We start from the raw sequence: 17,749 nt of genomic DNA on the forward strand, positions 1-17,749 counted from the left end.
ACAGAACCCTGACGTGTCGCCGCAGTCCACTGATCAAGTCCCGCCAATGCGGGACTTTCCCAACACTCGGTAGACCGATTTGATGGCCAGCAATGCCTGGCCATCAGTTCAAGGAGAAACACATGAATCGTTCTGTGCTGTTAGGTCTGTTCGTTACTGCTTCCATGCTGGCTTCCACTTCATTTGCCGCTGAAGACCTTTGCGCGGTCAACCTGAAAACCATCGAAAACGGCAAGGCACAGATTCCTCCGGAAATGACTGACCAGGTAAAAGCCTCCGTCGAGCAAGCCAAAGCCGACCAGGCAAAAGGCACCAAGGAAGGCATTGATGATTGCATCGCCGAGACCAACGACATTATCAAGGCCGTCACAGACTCGAAAAAAGGCGCCAAGTAACTCGGCTCAAGGCCAACCTTCGGGTTGGCCTTTCGGGCCGCGTTGGCGTACATCAACAACGGAGTACTGGCAGCCGGGAGCTCAAAGCCCGGCCGTGCCCGATACGAAGCAAACCAAAACCCGCCAATTGCGGGTTTTGTTGCATCTGGGGGTCTGGATACGTGTAACCGCCCGCATCGCTGCAGAAGCTCGACACATTTTCTAAGAAAACCGAATTCTTGCGTTGAATCGTAGTCTTTGAGGTAGGCCCCATCAGATCGGGCGGACTTTTCGGGCTCGGCTTGGCCGTCTACTCATACGACAGCACTGAGACCATCAGCTCAAGGAGATACCCATGAAACGCACCACACTCGCTGGCCTGTTCATTGCTGCTGCCATGCTGGCCTCTCCTGTATTTGCTGCGGACAACAACCTCTGTACGAGCAAGCTGCAAGAGCTCAAAGGCAAAGTGAATGCGCTGCCGGCGAACTCCGCAAACACCACGATGGAGATCAAAAGACTGATGTCCAGCGCCGAAGCCTCACAAGCCTCCGGAGACGACAAAAAATGCGTCACCGAGGCCACCCAGGCATTGGCGCTCGCTGACAGACAGAGCACCCAACCAAACCCATGATCTGTGGTGGCCAACCTACGGGTTGGCCTTCCGGGGCGTGATGACGTACACTGTATATGCCTGCTGCTCACTTGATTCACAGAGCATCAGGCTCGGGGCCGTTTAGGATTCGACGCCGGTTGCGAAACTTTAGGTGCATGCCGAGTTGGTAACAGAACTCGTAAATCCACTGTTGCAACTACTTATAGTTGCCAATGACGATAACTACGGCCAGGAATTCGCTCTCGCTGCGTAAGCAGCCTTAGCCCTGAGCTTCTGGTACCTTCGGGTCCAGCAATCACCAGGGGATGTCTGTAAACCCAAAGTGATTGTCATATAGAACAGAATCGCCGTGCAGTACGTTGTGGACGAAGCGGCTAAAACTTACACAACTCGCCCAAAGCACCCTGCCCGTCGGGTCGCTGAGGGTTAACTTAATAGACACGGCTACGCATGTAGTACCGACAGCGGAGTACTGGCGGACGGGGGTTCAAATCCCCCCGGCTCCACCAATTGAGACACCAACGAAGCCCGCCCCGTGCGGGCTTTCTTGTTTCTGGCTGTATCGCTAGCCCTGCAACCGTCTGAAACAGGACCCACGCCAACGATCAGTACTTGATATCCCGAGCTGTGCGACGGGTATCCTGCTTGGTGCTGCGCTTGTCCTGGCGACATTCCACGTTGCTCTTGTCATTGCCCTTTCTGCATTCATCCTTGGTTTGCCGGGCAGTGGATCGCCCTTCCTGCCTGGTATCGCGAGCTTCACGCCGCTGTTCACCCTGCTCGGTCGCGTAGACGGGTAGCGTCACCCACTGCACGCCAGCGGCGATGAGCAGCGTCGCCAGGGCTTTCAAGTAGTGCTTGCGAATCATGACTTTTCTCCAATTCAACATCGTTCGGTCGCTTCGGTCGCTCCCCAGGCATTCAGCGAAAACGTGGTTACATCGTACGCCCACAACTCACAAAAGCACTTTGTGGCAGGTAAAATCTGACGATAGGGTCACATGGACAGTCGCGCAATGCCGCTATGTGCATGGTTGCAATATGGGCACCGACCCGAACCTCCTTGTTTCCAGGTAGTGGCGTCGAGTCGATGCCTGACAGACAAACCGGTCGGTAGCAGACTTTGCCGCGGATCATTTGCCGTAGCTATGCCGCATGCTCTGGTACAAGGCTTTGATCCAGATGAATTTTTCTTCACCCCACGGTTGCGTTACTGCCTGTACATTGCACTCGCTCATTCAAGAAACTACGGTTTGCCCGCCCTCCCGCGGGCTTTTTTTTGTCTGCGAATTCGCAATTCGAGACTCACTGAAGGTTTCCTCGAGCAACATAAAAACCGCCCCCCTTTCGAGATGCGGGTTTTGCGGTTCAACACCAATTCAATTCGCAGCCTGGATCTGAGTCGCCGCCACCGGTTGTTGCGCTTTGGAGAGCACGGGCTGTTCCAGCCTCGCTCGCCCGTAGAACGCCAGCGCCGTCAGTAAACACGCCAGCCATACGAAGATCCCGGCCCAGAAGGTGTGGGACATGTAGTGCCACCCTTGCAATACCCGTGTGGTGCCATAGATGAAACCGAGAGTCAGCGAGCCGTACATGATCGCTTTCGAATAGCGCCAGCGATAACGGCGAGCCACGAAGTACAACGCCAGCATGGTGAAACCGCCCGATGCATGTCCGCCCGGCCAGCAGCGCCCCTCACCGGCGACTTTCAACAGGTCGAAATTTTCATACCACTCAACGTGCTCCATTTTGCCGCCGTACAGGGTCGTCTCGATCGGGCAATACACGCTGGTGTGGCCCTTGAGGTAGTGAATGACCCCGGTGCTGATGGAGAACGCGAACACCACGTAGAGAAAGTCGCGTCGATGGCGATTGGCAAAGCGCAGCACCGGTGCGACTTTGATTTTTTCCAGGAAGGCGATGATTTTCGAGTGCTTTTCAGTCTTCAGGCGCGGCCAGAGAAACGACAGCAAGGCACCGATAATCGCCATTTCTCCGGTCCAGTTCGGAATGATCCGCGCCCATTTGTGGGTGATTTTTTCGAACAGATGGACCTGGTCCAACGGGTACGTCTGCGTCACCGGATCAAAAAAGTAATTGTTGAAGGCGATGTCGATACTGGTCATGTCGAACATCAGGAACACCGCGACCGCGCAGGCCAGCGGGATACCAAAATTCACCCAGTAAAAGCGGGAAGCGGTCTGCATGCTCTGTCCTGATTCGAAGGGATGATGAAATTCAACGGGGCGTCACCGTCGGCCAATCCGATGCTTCGATAAAGCCAAGCATGCGCGGAGTCTGCGGCGTTTCGGCGGAGATAAACAAAGAAGCCCCGTAACCCAGGGTCGAAGTCGGCAAATGGAGGTCTTTTTCCATTTGGTCCATGCATTCGCTGTGGGTCACCAGAATCAGGTTACGTCCGGCCACTTTGTGCGCCAATGCGTCGCGCAGCATGGTGCCCCGGCAACCGATCAGCCAGTCTTCGCCCGTGCCGACCTTGTTGAACATGAAGTTGGCGGTCTGCGCCGTACGCAGGATCGGGCTGTTGTAGATATCGGCCTTGTCCAGGCCCAGGTTCTGGAAATGCGCACCGACACCCATGGCGACACTGCGCGAGCGCTCGGTAATGCCATCGTTGCCAACCAGGCAAGGCGCCGAGGAGTGATCGCAGCGCTCGACGTGGCGCACCAGAACGATCAGGTCGCCCTTGGCCCACCCGGTCATCAACGCCTGTGCACCGCTCACATTGCCGTGAGCCAGGTCCGCAACGGCGGCAGGTCGCAGCAAGAACAGCACCAACGGGATCACCAGCAACGCCGAGACCAACACCACCACAGTATTGCGATAGCGGGCGAAGCGGTTCAGATCGATCGAGCGTTTTACCCCAAAAAGACTCAGTCTTAATTCCACATCAAGCCGCCTCGCCGGCACGCACTACCTCATCAGATACCGGCAGGTTAAGGAAACGCGCGTCGGTGGCTGGTGAAACCCATGTGAAAAAAAGCTTAAAGGCGCTGTAAAAGTCTTGTTACAGAACCGTGCGGAAAAAACCTTTCAGCTCCCGGGATTGCTGCCGATACATCCTGCTTACACCGCTTGGCGGCTTCCAAAAAAAACAATCTTCCAGCCAACCGACGATAAAGAAGTACCAAGTTCCTGGAGGAATGAGATGAATAGCTGGTTCGGCAACATCAGCGTGAACCTGAAACTGGGCCTGGGGTTTGGCCTGGTCCTGGCACTGACCTGCGTCCTGGCCCTGACCGGCTGGACCAGCCTGGGCGGGTTGATCGACCGCAGCAACTGGATGAGCGACATCACCCAGCTAAACGCCGGCCTGACCAAGCTGCGCGTGGTTCGCCTGCAATACATGCTGACCAACGGCGACGAAACCGCCGCGCAGAACGTGCAGACCACCCTCGACGCCTTCTCGGCCCAGCAGCAAGCCCTGCTGGCGAAGTTCAAAAGCCCGGAAAACCTCAAGCTGCTGCGCGAGCAAGGCGCCGTCATCGACGCCTACAGAACGTCCCTGGGCAAGATGCGCAGCGCCTATCGCGCCGGCAACAGCGCCCGCGACGCCATGAGTGCCAACGCCGAAACCGCCAACACGCTGATCAATGACATCAATACCCGCGTGCAGCAAATGCCGTTGAGCGACCAGCGATTCGAACAGTTCCAGGCCATCACCGCGGCCAAGGAATCGTTCCTGCTGGCCCGCTACGAAGTGCGCGGCTACACCGCCAGTACCAATGCCGAGACCGAGCAAAAAGCCGTCGGTCAACTGGACGCCGCCATCGCCAGCCTGAAACCGCTGAACGTGCATTTCGCCGATTCCCAACAAGACGCCTTGCGTCAGCTGGAAACCGCGCTGGGCAACTACCGCAGCGCCTTGCAGACCTACAAGGCCGCCAGCAATGACGCGGTGCAGGCGCGCAAGGAAATGACCGAACAGGGCGCCGCCATCGTGTCCCAGAGCGATCAGCTGTACCAGATCCAGCTCGACCGCCGTGATGCCGAAAGTGCCCAGGCCCGTACCCTGCAACTGATCAGCACGTTGCTGGCACTGCTGGTGGGCGTCATTGCCGCCGTGGTCATCACTCGCCAGATCACTCGCCCATTGCGCGAAACCCTGGCGGTGGTCGATCGCATCGCCAGCGGTGACCTGTCCCACAATGTGCTGGTCACCCGTCGCGATGAACTCGGCGTGTTGCAACAAGGCATCGCGCGCATGGGCGTGACCCTGCGCGACTTGATCAGCGGCATCCGCGACGGCGTGACCCAGATCGCCAGCGCCGCCGAAGAGCTGTCGGCCGTGACCGAGCAGACCAGTGCCGGGGTCAACAGCCAGAAAGTCGAGACCGATCAGGTCGCTACCGCCATGCACGAGATGACCGCCACCGTGCAGGAAGTCGCGCGCAACGCCGAAGAAGCCTCGCAAGCCGCTGCGGCGGCGGACGGCGAAGCCCGTGAAGGCGACAAAGTGGTCAACGAAGCCATCGCCCAGATCGAGCGCCTGGCCAGCGAAGTGGTGCGTTCCACCGAAGCCATGAGCGTGCTGCAACAGGAAAGCGACAAGATTGGCAGCGTCATGGACGTGATCAAGGCCGTCGCCGAACAGACCAACCTGCTGGCACTCAATGCCGCCATCGAAGCGGCCCGGGCCGGTGAAGCCGGTCGTGGTTTTGCGGTGGTGGCCGACGAGGTTCGCGGCCTGGCCCAGCGCACGCAGAAATCCACCGAGGAAATCGAAGGCCTGGTGGCCGGCCTGCAGAACGGCACGCAACAAGTGTCCGCCGTGATGAACAACAGCCGTGTCCTCACCGACAGCAGCGTGGCCCTCACCCGCAAGGCCGGCGAGTCACTGGAGAACATCACCCGCACGGTGTCCAACATCCAGTCGATGAACCAGCAGATCGCCGCCGCTGCCGAACAGCAAAGTGCCGTGGCCGAAGAGATCAGCCGCAGCATCATCAACGTGCGCGATGTGTCTGAACAGACCGCCACCGCCAGCAATGAGACCGCCAAGTCCAGCGTTGAGCTGGCGCGGCTGGGTGGTCAATTGCAGCAAATGGTGAGCCACTTCCGCGTCTGATCGTACACCGTCGGTGATTGAAAGGCCCATTCGCGGGCAAGCCCGCTCCCACAGGTAGAGAGTCGAACACAGACTCTGTGAACGACCCAACACCCTGTGGGAGCGAGCTTGCTCGCGATTGCGTTCTCACAGACCGCATCTGAAAGGGTGTGCTGCGCGGCTTACCGCGTACCGCGCTGGCGCAATGCCGACGGCATGAAGTACGCGTCTTCGGGTACCGGCTGGGCAAAGTCCACTGTGCCCGGCTCTTCGTTATCCAGGTTCTGCACGTAGTAACGACGCGCCTGCAAGTCATGGAATACGTCCAGCGCACTCCAGGTGGTGGGCAGGTCGTAGAAGTTTTTCAGGTAGGCCATCGACACCCGCCACAACTCCCCTCGCCCGTCATATTGATCCACCAATGCGGCGCCCCAACTGTCCTCGTCAAGAAACAGCACGCGCTTGGAATAGATATGCCGCGCGCCCGGCTTGAGCGTGCCTTCGACCACCCAGACCCGATGCAGCTCATAACGGGTGAATTGCGGGTTGAGGTGGCCCGGTGTGAGCAACTGCTCGTACTTCACCTCAGGGCTGCCGACTTTGTAATTGTTATAGGGGATGTAGACCTCTTGCTTGCCCTTGAGCTTCCAGTCGTAGCGGTCTGGCGAGCCGTTGAACAGGTCCGTATCGTCCGCCGTGCGCAGGCCGTCGGATGAGGCGATCGGGGTGTCATACGCGAGGTTCGGCGCCCGGCGCACACGGCGCTGGCCCGCGTCGTAGACCCAGGCCTGACGCGGGTCCTTGAGCTGGTCCAGGGTCTCGTGAACCAATGCCGCACCGCCCGCCAGACGGGCCGGGCTCTTCACGAACGCCAGGTAGTAAAACAGCATGTTTTTCAGGTCGGCAAACTGCCCGCCCGAGCGGTAATAGTTGAAGAGCCCCTCCTGCTGCGAGGTCACAAGCGCGAAGCTGCCGTTGCGTTGTACCGGCGCTTCGGAGGCACGACGGACCACATAGATACCGCGATAACGGGTGATGTGGTTCCACAGCACCTCAATGCCATCCTTGGGCACCGGAAACGGCACACCGCCATAGGCATCGGCAAAACCGGTGCCGCCATCGAGCAGCTTGGCCGAGGTCGCGTTTTTCAAGGTGTTGTCATACAGCCACTGCGGTGCCGCGCCCGAGCGGCGAGAGGGATATACCGGCATCTGGAAGGTGTCGGGGTAGCTGTTGAACAGTGCGATCTGACCCGGGCTGAGGTGGGCCTTGTGCTGTTCAAGGTTGGCCTTGGTGATGGTGAACAGGGGCTTGTCCGCCGCATACGGGTCCAGGTGATGCTGGCCCGGCTTGTAGCCCGCCGGTGCCTGGGTGATGCCGCCGTTCCAGGCCGGAATGGTCCCGGCCGCATTGCCGGCACGCTCGGCCCCCAGCGGTGTCAGCGTGGTCTTCAATTGCTCGGCCTGCTGGGGCGAGATCGCGGCCAGCGCGCTGCCGGCGGCCAGGCTCAGGAGCAGCGCCAGCGTGGTCTTGGTCAGTCGTGAAGTGTGAAACATGATCGTTCTCCGAAGTACAAAAACCTGTGGGAGCGGGCTTGCTCGCGAAGAGGGCGGCACATCCAGCACAGATGTCGCCTGATTCACCGCTTTCGCGAGCAAGCCCGCTCCCACAATGGGTCTGCGTGTAGCAATCAAAGGAAGTACTTGAGGTTGAAGCCGACGTTGTCGCGGTCACGCAGGCCGTTGTCCTGCCCACCGCCGTAGAACTCGGTGTATTGCAGCTCGGCCTCCAGCTTGTTCTGGTAGTTGGCCTTGATCCCCAGGGTGTAGGCCTTGCGGCCCTCGATGATGTTGCCCGCCTGGTAGCTGTTGCCCTTGAAGTCATCCTTGTAGACGACATAAGGCGAGACGTTGACCCCGGCATACACGTCGTTCCAGGTGCCGTTGAGCATCGCGGTGTAGCTGTAGGAGTTGCGGTTGACCTGATCGCTGCGTTCGCCGCCGGACACATAGGAAAAGTTGCCGGTGCCAGCGTAGTAACGGGTACTGCCGTCATACGCGGTGTATTGCAGGTTGCTGCCGCGCAGGTGCTCGGACGCCAGCTCGAATACGCCGAACATCGAGTCGAATGACAGGCTCGGGCCAAAGTTGTAGATGGTGCCCACGGATGTGTTGAACGCTTCCACCCGCTCGGCGTTATTGATCTGGCTGTCGAGCGTGACCTGCTGCCCGCCGATGTTGATGGTCTGGCCGCCTGCCGCTGCGGCGGCGCCGTTGGCCAGGTCGCCGATCAGGTCGTTGGTGGCGGCGACCCCGATGGGCAGGTTCGGCCGATAGGCCACTTCGCCGAAAACCGACGCCTGGCCCAGGGTGGTGTTGAAACTGAAGCCGTACATGCGGATGTCTTCGGCGTAGCGCCGATGCGCCTGAATATTGCCCAGCACATCCATGGTCGCCAAGCCGTTGGCCAGTTGCCCCGCCTGGCTGCCGGCAACACCGGCCAACAGGTTGGTCAGGGCGTTCATGTCGATGCCCTTGTACCCACCCAGATCGGCGGAAATCGTCGGTTCCTTGGCGTGGTAGTTGACCATGTACAACCCGAACTCGGTGCTGTTGAGCTCTTCTACGATGTAGCGAAAAGCGAAACCGAACTGGCCGTCGTTGCGCGCGTTGTAATCCTTGCCGACCGAGGCCACTTTGACGGTGTTGCCAAAGGCCGGGGTGACCCCGTTGGCGTACAGGCCGGTGGTGCTCAGGGCCTGGCTGAGCAGCGGGTTGTTGCCCAGCGCGCTGTACAGATCGATCACGTTGCCGAAGCCAGGCACCGGGGTGTCCAGGGCAGTACCGGTAAAGTTGTTGTAGGCGGTGTTGCCGCCGTCGGCGAACAGGTCCGTCTGCGAGTAGAACGTGCCGACCGGGTCGATGCGGGTTTCCTTCCAGTTCGTCTGGTAAAAGCTTTCCATGGTCAGGCTGTCGGTCAGGCCGATGTTGAAGCTCAGCGCTTCCACCGGCACCAGCACTTCCTTGACTTCGGCCCCGGGCAAACGGTATTTGGCCGCGTCCACCGGGTTGGTGGTGTTGACCCCGCCACGGTAGAAAATCCCCTCACCCCAGTTGAACACCTGGCGCCCGACACGGGCCGTGACTGGCATCTGCGCAACGTCCCAGTTGCCATAGAGGTAGGCATCGAGCATCTCCACCCGGCTGCCGGCGATATCGCGGGTCTGGTCAGTAAAGTGGTCGTCCTGCGGGAAACTCTGACTGGGTTGCGACGGGTTGTTGTTACGGTAGTAATCGTTGCGCTTGTCCATCAATTGGGTGTCATAGAACGCGGTGCCGCGCACGAACATCCCGTAGTTCTGATAGTTGGCCTCGAGCTCCGAGGTGATCTTGTACACCTCGGAAACCAGCCCGGTGTCGAAGTTGCGATTGCCGTCGTTGGTGTTGACGTCGTCGTTGTTTTTGTCCCGGCCCTGGACCCGCCACAAGCGGCCATAAGACAAGGTACTGTCGAATGAACCGGTGATCTGGTTGTCCAGCACGCTGAACTCCTTGGCCTGCACGCCGTCGACCGCGCACAGTTGCAGCAGCCCTGCCAGGCCCACGCCGGGAAGCGCCGTGCCAGACAGGCGAAATCGAGTGCTCATGATCCGTTCCTCTTTCCCTGGTTTTATTGTTTTTGTGTTCTGAAACTGTGGCTGCGATGGCTATGGCGCCAATCCCGCACGGGCGTAAATCCGGCTGTGGGCGCCGAAATTTCCCAGCAGTTTGAACAGCTGCCGGTTGAGTGCCGGATGGTCGAAGTCTTCGCGCTGCAGCTGATTACCGCTGCTGAAATCGCTGGTGATCGGTGCCGTGTCCAACCACTGGCCGATGGCTTCATCAAACGCCGCGGATTCGTCGACGGACTCGGCACTCACCACTTCACACAGGTAGTTCACTGAATACGGCGGATAGCGGCCGTCCTGTGCAGAGTCGGTATAAGCGTCGAGCATCGGGTGTGCATGGCCGGCGCGCAGCAGGCGACGAAGCCAGGTCGACTGATACTTCTCCACTTCCATGTGTCGGGTGGCGACCCGTTCGATGGCGGCATGTTTGTCCGCATCGAAGCCGGCCAGGGCCTTGCCTTCCAGCACCAGCAGGCTCGCCAGTTCGACACCGGGCAACGGCTTGGCGTGATAAGGCTGGGTCAGGTCCTGAACGTGGTGCAGGCCCCAACCGAGAAATCGATAGCCCCAATAAGGATGGCCAGTGGCAAACGCCAGTCGCGCCAAGCCCATGTACTGGTAGGCGCGCCAGTCCGGCCAGCTGCGCTGAAGAAACCCGGCAGCGGCGTACACCACCGGGCTTTCATGGAAGAAGCCCATATGGAACGGCGCCTGGGAGCTGTACTGAAACCGGGCGTCGCCGAAAGGCTGCGGGCCGAAGCCGTACAACGCGCCGACTTCGCCGGGGTTGTCACTGAACAGGTTGATGTCGTGGCCGTAATCCGGCTCATCGGCAGCGCTGGCCAACACGGCCAGGGGCGCGACTTGTTCGTGGTCAGCGACAACGATGAAGCGCTGGCGATTCCACGGTGAAAGCGTCTGTTGCACCATGACTTGTTCGGCCTTGAGGTGTTCACGCTCGGGCAGATCCTTGCCCGGCATCGGCTGGATGACCATCGCCAGATGAATCCCGGGGTTGATGCGCAGTGCGCTGAGGAAGTCGTGGCGCAGATTGTCCCCAGGCACGACGGGCAATCGCAGGTTGTCGGGGCGCGGCGGGTATTGGGCGAAGTGCTCGCGGGCGAAGCGCTCCTGCTCATCGAGCAGCGCACTCACGGCCTGGTATTGCTGCGAAAGAAACTGTTCCAGCGGCTCGACTTCGACCTGCGGTGCATCACGCAAGGCCGGCAAATCCTGCAACGCCAGGTAGCTGCCCACCGTATGGTTCGACCAGCCCCAGGCTGTGGGGGCCGTTGCACAAAGCAGCAACAGGAGGAATGTCAGCTTCATTGCTTGGTTCTTATTGGATGTGCTGTGGGGGTTGAGCCTAACAACCGACCCTGCCCCTGACACTGTCCAATCTCACCAGAAAAGGTCTCCGATAGCGCCACATGCAAGGTAGAAGAAACACCACAGTTCATTGTGGGAGCGGGCTTGCTCGCGAAGGCGGAGTGTCAGTCGCCATTGATGTCACAGACACATCGCCTTCGCGAGCAAGCCCGCTCCCACAGGGGGGATCTACGGTGTTCTTTCAGGCGGGGTAACCAGTGATTTTGCGGATGCTCTGGTACAGCGGCTTGAGCTGTCGATACATGCGCAGGTAGACCTCTTTGTACAGTCGCTCATAGATCTGCTGCGCCTCGGGTTGCGGCATGAATACCGCACCGACCCGGGTCATGGCGGCCATCGCCGTGGGGAAATCCGCGTGCAGTCCCAGCCCCACCGCGCAGCAAATGGCCGCGCCCAGGCCGGACGCTTCGTAGACATGCGGACGCTCGGCCGGCAGGCCGAAAATGTTCGCCGTGAGTTGCATCGCGGCATCACTCTGGGAGCCACCACCGGCGACGCGCAAGCGCGTGATGGAGACCCTCGAACGCTTCTCGATTTTCTCCATGCCCTGACGCAAGGCATACGCCAGACCTTCGAGGATCGCCCGGTAAATGTGTGCGCGGGTATGCACGTCGCCGAAGCCGATCATCGCGCCCTTGGCTTCGACACCCGGCTCGCGGATACCGGGCGACCAGTAGGGTTGCAGCATTAACCCCATGGAGCCCGGCGGCACGGCGTCGACCAGCGCATCGAAGAGTTGCTCGGGCTCCACACCCTGGGCTTTGGCCTGCTGCATTTCCCGCAGACCGAACTCGTTCTTGAACCAGCTGACCATCCAGTAGCCGCGATAAATCATCACCTCGCAGTTGTATTGATCCGGTACCGCAGACGGGTAAGGCGGAATCAACGGAACGATTTCCAGGTAGCGCGACCGGGTGCTGGTGATCGTCGCCGTGGTGCCGTAGGAAAGGCACACGGTGCCTGGGTCGACGACGCCGGAACCCACGACTTCGCAGGCCTTGTCGGCACCTGCGGCGATCAGCGGCAGCCCCTCGGGAATGCCGGTGTGGCGGCTGGCCTCGGCGCTGATGTAGCCGAGGGTTTCACCGGGCTTGTGCAGGCTCGGAAGTTGTTCGGGACGCACCGCCAGCGCCTGCCATTTCCAGTCGGCGGGGGCGGCCCAGCGCAAGCGCTTGAAGTCGAACGGCAGGTAACCGACGCAACAGCCCACCGAATCGACAAAGCGCCCACACAGGCGATGGGTGAGAAACCCCGAGAGCAGCAAAAACTTGTCGGTCGCCGCCCAGACCTCAGGCTGGTGGCGGGCGATCCAGTTGGCCTCGGCCTGGGCGCGAAAGTAGTCCACTGTGGCTTGCGCGCCGACCAGTTTGAACAGCCAGCCCCACGGTCCCTTGATGCCACCCTTGACTTCGGCCTGGCGTTGATCGAGCCACAGGATCGCCGGGCGCAGCGCCTTGCCCTGGGCATCGACGTTGATCACCGTGCCGCGCTGGGTGGTCAGGGATACACCGGCGATCTGTGAGCGATCGATGCCGGTTTGCTGCCACAACTGCTGGCAGGCCTCACCCAGTTTTGTCCAGTAATACTCCGGGTCCTGTTCGGCCCAGCCGGGTTGAGTCGAATAATAGGCCTGCAACTCGACCTTGCCTTTGCCCAGCAGATTGCCCTGCAGGTCGAAGAGCAGCGCGCGCACGCTCTGGGTGCCATTGTCGATGGCCAACAGGTAACGCTTGTTCGGGTGGTTATCCATGGAGCTCTCTTCAATGGGCATCAATGCGCGGCATCCGGCAAACCATGATGGCGTTGCCACAACGCCCGATAACGCTGTAATTCCTGCTGCCAATGCTCATCGTCCCAACCCAGTCGCGGTTGGCAGAGTTGGCCAATGGCAGCGAAATAATCCTCGCCACCGCGCGGCAGCAACAGGCCCAGGCGGGTTCGGCGCAGCAGCAGGTCATCCAGGTGCAGGACCATTTCCCCATCGCAGGCAACGGCCAGCTCCGCCCACAAGGTGTCAGTGCCGCCGACGGTGTCATGGCCGAGTTCCGCGATCAGTTGCGCCAGCCTCGGCAGGTCACGGCCATGCCGCCCGGCCAGGCGCCGCCACCGGTTGGCGCTGAGCCCCGGTATCGCCAGCGGCGGCACGGCGGCGAACACTGGCGCGGCGTCATCAACGAACGGACGATCGAGCATGGTTGCACAGGCCTTGAGCACTTCAATCGCCTGCGGGCGAAAGGTGGTCAGCTTGCCGCCGGCCAGGGTCACGCAACCAGGCTCCTGCCACAGCACATGCTCACGGGTTTCATTCGACGGCTTGTCTTGATGCTCCCCCGCCGCACTGCCCACCACCGGGCGCACGCCCGACCAGGTCGACAGCACATCGGCGGCGACCACCTCGGCCTGGGGGAACTGTTGGCTGCAGGCCGCCAGCAGATAGTCGAGCTCATCAAAGCTGATGCTCGCGCTCTGGTCCAGATCGCCGTGATGATCGAGGTCCGTGGTGCCGACCACCGTGGCACCCTCCCAAGGGAAAACGAACACCGGTCGACGGTCGTGCTCGTGCAGAAAGGTGAAGGCTTGCGCCACGGGCAGGCGCCAGCCCGGCAACAGCAAATGACTGCCACGCAACGGCCGCAACTGGCGAGGGGCATCGGGCAGGCGCAAGCGCTCGGCCCACGCGCCGGTGGCCACGGCCAGCACACCACAACGCAATGTCAGTAACCCGCCCCCTTCGCAGTCTTCGACCTGAACCCCGCAAACGCGCCCCTCTTCACGCAACAATTGCTGCACGCGCACGCCGTTGAGCACCACGGCGCCGTCGGCCCGGGCCTCGCCCAATACGCGCATCACCAGACGGGCATCATCGGTCAGCGCATCGACAAAACAGGTGCCGCCCAGCAGGTCATCTTCCTTCACCCCGGGTGCCAGATAACGCAGTTGTTGCGCGTCATGGAAGTGATGGCTGCGTCGCCCGGCCAATGCGTCATAGATGGACAGCAAACCACCCAGCACCCGCGGTCCGGGAAAACCGCCACGGTAATGCGGCATCATGAAACTCATCGGCTCCACCAGCCCCGGCGCCTCATCGAGCAGGCGCTGGCGTTCGCGGACTGAGTCGCGGGTCAGGCGCCACTGGCCCTTGGCGATGTAGCGCAAGCCGCCATGGACCATTTTCGAGGAGCGGCTGGAGGTGCCCCAGGCGAAATCGCGCTGCTCCAACAGCAGGCAACGCCACCCGCGGCGCGCGGCTTCGCGCAGGATGCCGGCGCCGCTGATGCCGCCACCGATGACGATCAGGTCCCAGGTTTCATCCGCCAGCGTCGGCAGCACTCGCTGTCGCCACGCCGCGTTCCAGTCCAGGCTCATGGCCGTCACTCCTGCAACAGCGTGCCAGGGTTCAGTCGCCCGGCCGGATCGAAATGCCGACTCAGTGCCTGCAGGGTGTCCATCGCCAGCGCGCCCTTCTCCCGCCGCAGGTACGGCGCGTGGTCCTTGCCCACGCCATGCTGGTGACTGATGGTGCCGTGGTTGTCGACGATGGTCTGGCTGGCCGCCTGCTTGAGCGCCTGCCAGCGCGCCAGGGTGGCGGGGTAGTCGGCCGCCGGGCGAAACACATAGGTGGTGTAGATGCTCGATCCTTCGCCATAGACATGGGAAAGGTGGGTGAAGACATGCACCCGCTCGCCTTCGGCAGCCAAGGCGTCGCGCAGGCTGTTTTCGATCAGCGTGAGCAGGTTATCGACGTTGCTCCAGTCAGTGGCGGTTTCCAGGGTGTCCACCACGTAACCGGCGTTCCACAGGTTTTCCCGCAGGTAGGGAAAACGAAAACGGTTCTGCGCCCACTTCTTGCCGAGCAAGGTGCCGGTAAACACCCCGCCGAACGCCTTGAGGTGCTGCCGGGCCTGACGCAGGGACAGCGCATTTTGTCGACGATTGCCGGTAACACCGAACGTCAGCAGGCATTTGCCCGCACCGGCGCCGCGCAGGGCCAGGTACTTTTCCAGCCAGGCGATCTGCTGCGGGTGACCGGCCAGCGCCAGCTGGGTTTCGGTTTCCACCGCGTTGGACAGACGCAGCATCGACAGCGGTACCCGCGCCTGGGCCAACTGGCGGATGGCTTGCAGCGCCTTGGGCCAATCGGGCAGAAACACACCATAGAAACGCTCATCGGCGGGCAGAGCGCTGACCCGTACCTTCACCTCGGAAATGATCCCGAAGCGGCCCTCACAGCCCAACACCACCTCGCGCAGATCGGGCCCGGCCGCCGAGGCCGGAAAGGAGGGAATTTCCAAAGGTCCGGCAAATGTTTCCAGTGTCCCGCCGGCGAACAATTGCTCGATCCGCCCATAACGCAATGACTGCTGGCCACTGGAGCGGCTGGCGACCCAACCACCCAGGGTCGACAGCTCCCACGATTGCGGGAAATGCCCCAGGGTGTAACCACGGGCGCGCAACTGACTTTCCACCTGCGGTCCGCTGGTGCCAGGGCCGAACGTGGCCATCAGGCTCTGTTCGTCGAGGTCCAGCAGGCGATTCATGCGGGCCAGGGAAACCGTCACCACCGGCCGTGCGGAACTCGGCGGGTTGATGTGACCGGCCACCGAGGTGCCGCCGCCATAAGGAATCAGGCACAGGTCCTGTTCATGGGCGAGCAACAGTAACCGGCGAATCTGTTCAGCGTTCACGGGATAGGCCACGGCGTCGGGATAATTCCCCAACGCGCCTTCACGCAACGCCAGCCAGTCCGGCAGGCTCTGCCCTCGCGCATGCAGCAACCGATCATGGGCATCCACGCTGTACAAGAAGTGTTGCTGCAACCGCGACGGGGGCACGCGGGCCAATGCTGTCTCAAGCGTCGCATCGGGCAGCGCTCGACCGTCTCCCACCCGCTGGGCGAGAAAACTCGCGCCCTGGGCCGGCAGTTCGACCACCGTGGTTGCATCTCCCCAGCCGTTCCAGCGTCGCATGCGTGTGTCCTTTTGCGGTTCTGATCAGTGATATTTCAGGCCCCCATACTAGTCAGCCGCCGAAAAGTGTCACGGTCGCATCCGGCCAGTTCGAGTAGCCAATTGAGTCAAACGTCGCGCAGGCGTCAGCCATTTACTTTAGCCGTGGTTTCAAATTACCTTTCAGGGCATTCATCCGCGCACGCGGGCCTTGATCAAAGGAATACGATCATGCAATCCCTGGGCTTCACTTCAGTTCCGCCGCTGCTCAAATACCTGCGTCATGCCGAACAACTGGGCATGGCCATCGAGCCTGCGTTGGCGGCTGCCGGGTTGCAGGCACAGCAGTTGAGTGACAACAGCCTGCGGTTGCCAGGTGAAGCCCATGAACGGCTGCTCGACTATTTCTGCGAACACTCGGGCGATGCGTTGTTCGGTCTCAACGCCGCGCGTTTTGTGTTGCCCAACTCCTGGAGCGTGCTGGGTTACATCACCATGAACTGCGCGACACTGGGCGACGCCATGAGCCGCATCATGCCGTTCGAGAAACTGGTGGGAGACATGGGCGTCAGCCGCGCCGAGGTGCAGGGCAGCGAGGTGCACCTGATCTGGACATGCCGCCATCAGCGCCCGCGAATTCGCCGACACCTGGTGGAAAACGTGCTCGGTTCCTGGCTGCAATACGCGCGCTGGATCGCCGACACGCAAATGTCACCGGCTGCCGTCTGGCTGGAACATGCCTGTCCGGCCGACACGACGCTGGCACAGTACGAGCAGTTCTTCGACTGTCCGGTACTGTTCGACCAGCCTTATTCGGCGCTGATTGTCCCATTGCCGTATTTGCAGTTGCCATTGCGCCAGGCCGATGCGCAATTGCTGCGCACCCTGGAAGAACATGCCCAGGGGTTGATGGCCACACTGGAGGACGCTTCGCTGGAACAGCGGGTCAAAAGCATCCTGCGAAAACTGCTCAAGGAAGGTCTGCCACGCAAGGAGCAGGTGGCCGAGCATCTCGCGGTGTCAGTGCGCACGCTGCAACGCCAGCTGCATCAGGCCGGTACGTCGTACCAGCAGATCCTCGATGACCTGCGCCAGGAGCTGGCCGAGCATTACCTGCTCAACAGCACCCTGCCGATCCAGGACATCGCCCAGTACCTGGGTTTCACTGAACCCCGCTCGTTTCACCGCACGTTCAAAAGCCGGCGCGGGATGCCGCCCGGCGAGTTTCGCCAAACCCACCGGGTGCCGAACGAAGGCTGAAGGCGTAAACCTGAGGGGCTGAAGGCTCAGAGACTTATCGCGTTGGTGAACACCAACCGATTGCCGAACGGGTCGGCGATGGTCATGTCCTGGCTGCCCCAGGGCATGGCCTGAATCTGCGGATGGGAAAACCTGTATTGCTTGGCCAACAGTTGCTGCTGAAACTTCTCCAGCTCATCCGTCTCGATCCGCAGCGCAGACCCCGGTGTGCTGTCGCCATGGTGTTCGGACAAGTGCAGCACACATTCGCCACGGGAGATTTGCAGGTACAGCGGGTAATTCGCTTCGAATCGATGTTGCCAGTCGATCTTGAACCCCAGGAAATCGACGTAGAACTCCACTGCCTTGGCTTCGTCGAAAATACGCAGGATCGGAGTTGTTTTGCCGAAGCTCATCGGGTTGCTCCCTGTAGGAGCGAGCCTGCTCGCG

General features: G+C 60.9%; 14 protein-coding genes, 1 other RNA gene and 1 pseudogene. 6 read left to right on the top strand and 10 right to left on the bottom strand.

Annotated elements, in window-relative coordinates:
• The first annotated feature begins 122 nt into the window (after window positions 1–122).
• The 3 genes from KGB29_RS24070 (at window position 123) to ssrA (ending at window position 1,499) form a co-directional block, all read left to right on the top strand.
• Window positions 123–395, top strand: a complete 273-nt coding sequence (locus KGB29_RS24070; RefSeq protein WP_090453013.1) for a hypothetical protein — start codon at window positions 123–125, stop codon at window positions 393–395.
• Window positions 396–729: 334 nt separating this feature from the next.
• Window positions 730–1,008: a hypothetical protein gene (locus KGB29_RS24075; protein WP_057716496.1), complete on the top strand. Its 279-nt coding sequence runs from the start codon at window positions 730–732 to the stop codon at window positions 1,006–1,008.
• Between the two features lie 94 nt (window positions 1,009–1,102).
• Window positions 1,103–1,499, top strand: a transfer-messenger RNA (tmRNA) gene (gene ssrA, locus KGB29_RS24080).
• A 96-nt stretch (window positions 1,500–1,595) separates the two neighbouring features.
• Here the strand turns inward: ssrA and KGB29_RS24085 are convergent.
• From KGB29_RS24085 to KGB29_RS24095, 3 genes are all read right to left on the bottom strand, one after another.
• Window positions 1,596–1,859: a hypothetical protein gene (locus KGB29_RS24085; protein ID WP_008047515.1), complete on the bottom strand. Its 264-nt coding sequence runs from the start codon at window positions 1,857–1,859 to the stop codon at window positions 1,596–1,598.
• Between the two features lie 510 nt (window positions 1,860–2,369).
• Window positions 2,370–3,197: a phosphatase PAP2 family protein gene (locus tag KGB29_RS24090; protein ID WP_150812848.1), complete on the bottom strand. Its 828-nt coding sequence runs from the start codon at window positions 3,195–3,197 to the stop codon at window positions 2,370–2,372.
• A gap of 31 nt (window positions 3,198–3,228) precedes the next feature.
• Window positions 3,229–3,900, bottom strand: a complete 672-nt coding sequence (locus tag KGB29_RS24095; RefSeq protein WP_150812849.1) for a histidine phosphatase family protein — start codon at window positions 3,898–3,900, stop codon at window positions 3,229–3,231.
• 394 nt (window positions 3,901–4,294) lie between these two features.
• Between KGB29_RS24095 and KGB29_RS29010 the strand changes: the two are divergent.
• A pseudogene (locus KGB29_RS29010) lies at window positions 4,295–5,221 on the top strand (methyl-accepting chemotaxis protein); the annotation flags it as partial.
• Window positions 5,216–6,079, top strand: a complete 864-nt coding sequence (locus tag KGB29_RS29015; RefSeq protein ID WP_411740517.1) for a methyl-accepting chemotaxis protein — start codon at window positions 5,216–5,218, stop codon at window positions 6,077–6,079. The pseudogene KGB29_RS29010 and the gene KGB29_RS29015, both read left to right, overlap by 6 nt.
• 161 nt (window positions 6,080–6,240) lie before the next feature.
• On the opposite strand, the gene KGB29_RS24105 is transcribed toward KGB29_RS29015, so the two are convergent.
• The 6 genes from KGB29_RS24105 to KGB29_RS24130 all read right to left on the bottom strand — a co-directional run bounded on the left by KGB29_RS24105 (window position 6,241) and on the right by KGB29_RS24130 (window position 16,081).
• Window positions 6,241–7,614 carry a DUF1329 domain-containing protein gene (locus KGB29_RS24105; protein ID WP_154910460.1) on the bottom strand — a complete coding sequence of 458 codons (1,374 nt, stop codon included), beginning with the start codon at window positions 7,612–7,614 and terminating at the stop codon, window positions 6,241–6,243.
• A gap of 134 nt (window positions 7,615–7,748) precedes the next feature.
• The gene (locus KGB29_RS24110; RefSeq protein ID WP_191628329.1) at window positions 7,749–9,704 is read right to left on the bottom strand and encodes a DUF1302 domain-containing protein; all 1,956 of its coding nucleotides are present in this window, start codon (window positions 9,702–9,704) and stop codon (window positions 7,749–7,751) included.
• Window positions 9,705–9,764: 60 nt separating this feature from the next.
• Window positions 9,765–11,054: a phospholipase gene (locus KGB29_RS24115; protein ID WP_154910462.1), complete on the bottom strand. Its 1,290-nt coding sequence runs from the start codon at window positions 11,052–11,054 to the stop codon at window positions 9,765–9,767.
• A gap of 241 nt (window positions 11,055–11,295) precedes the next feature.
• Window positions 11,296–12,864 (bottom strand): FGGY-family carbohydrate kinase, encoded by a 1,569-nt coding sequence (locus KGB29_RS24120; protein ID WP_154910463.1) that lies wholly within the window; start codon window positions 12,862–12,864, stop codon window positions 11,296–11,298.
• A 20-nt stretch (window positions 12,865–12,884) separates the two neighbouring features.
• Entirely contained in the window at window positions 12,885–14,480 is a 1,596-nt protein-coding gene (locus KGB29_RS24125) for a glycerol-3-phosphate dehydrogenase/oxidase (RefSeq protein WP_154861543.1), read from the bottom strand.
• Window positions 14,481–14,485: 5 nt separating this feature from the next.
• Window positions 14,486–16,081 (bottom strand): FAD-binding oxidoreductase, encoded by a 1,596-nt coding sequence (locus tag KGB29_RS24130; RefSeq protein ID WP_150812855.1) that lies wholly within the window; start codon window positions 16,079–16,081, stop codon window positions 14,486–14,488.
• A gap of 210 nt (window positions 16,082–16,291) precedes the next feature.
• Here KGB29_RS24130 and KGB29_RS24135 point away from each other — a divergent pair, with 210 nt between their 5' ends.
• Complete coding sequence (locus KGB29_RS24135) at window positions 16,292–17,320, top strand: AraC family transcriptional regulator (protein WP_090452994.1); 1,029 nt, start codon at window positions 16,292–16,294, stop codon at window positions 17,318–17,320.
• Between the two features lie 26 nt (window positions 17,321–17,346).
• Here KGB29_RS24135 and KGB29_RS24140 read toward each other — a convergent pair whose 3' ends face one another.
• Complete coding sequence (locus KGB29_RS24140; protein WP_154910464.1) at window positions 17,347–17,715, bottom strand: glyoxalase superfamily protein; 369 nt, start codon at window positions 17,713–17,715, stop codon at window positions 17,347–17,349.
• Between the last annotated feature and the right edge of the window lie 34 nt (window positions 17,716–17,749).

It is taken from the genome of Pseudomonas sp. BF-B-30, from assembly GCF_019956305.1.
Classification (GTDB): Bacteria; Pseudomonadota; Gammaproteobacteria; order Pseudomonadales; family Pseudomonadaceae; genus Aquipseudomonas; species Aquipseudomonas jessenii.

Bases quoted from the DNA above. Each gene is read 5' to 3' on its own strand.
- KGB29_RS24125 (WP_154861543.1), bottom strand. From the start codon at position 14,480: ATGAGCCTGGACTGGAACGCGGCGTGGCGACAGCGAGTGCTGCCGACG.
- KGB29_RS24070 (WP_090453013.1), top strand. From the start codon at position 123: ATGAATCGTTCTGTGCTGTTAGGTCTGTTCGTTACTGCTTCCATGCTG.
- KGB29_RS24090 (WP_150812848.1), bottom strand. From the start codon at position 3,197: ATGCAGACCGCTTCCCGCTTTTACTGGGTGAATTTTGGTATCCCGCTG.
- KGB29_RS24135 (WP_090452994.1), top strand. From the start codon at position 16,292: ATGCAATCCCTGGGCTTCACTTCAGTTCCGCCGCTGCTCAAATACCTG.
- KGB29_RS24105 (WP_154910460.1), bottom strand. From the start codon at position 7,614: ATGTTTCACACTTCACGACTGACCAAGACCACGCTGGCGCTGCTCCTG.
- KGB29_RS24075 (WP_057716496.1), top strand. From the start codon at position 730: ATGAAACGCACCACACTCGCTGGCCTGTTCATTGCTGCTGCCATGCTG.
- KGB29_RS24110 (WP_191628329.1), bottom strand. From the start codon at position 9,704: ATGAGCACTCGATTTCGCCTGTCTGGCACGGCGCTTCCCGGCGTGGGC.
- KGB29_RS24120 (WP_154910463.1), bottom strand. From the start codon at position 12,864: ATGGATAACCACCCGAACAAGCGTTACCTGTTGGCCATCGACAATGGC.
- KGB29_RS24115 (WP_154910462.1), bottom strand. From the start codon at position 11,054: ATGAAGCTGACATTCCTCCTGTTGCTGCTTTGTGCAACGGCCCCCACA.
- KGB29_RS24085 (WP_008047515.1), bottom strand. From the start codon at position 1,859: ATGATTCGCAAGCACTACTTGAAAGCCCTGGCGACGCTGCTCATCGCC.
- KGB29_RS24140 (WP_154910464.1), bottom strand. From the start codon at position 17,715: ATGAGCTTCGGCAAAACAACTCCGATCCTGCGTATTTTCGACGAAGCC.
- KGB29_RS29015 (WP_411740517.1), top strand. From the start codon at position 5,216: ATGGGCGTGACCCTGCGCGACTTGATCAGCGGCATCCGCGACGGCGTG.
- KGB29_RS24130 (WP_150812855.1), bottom strand. From the start codon at position 16,081: ATGCGACGCTGGAACGGCTGGGGAGATGCAACCACGGTGGTCGAACTG.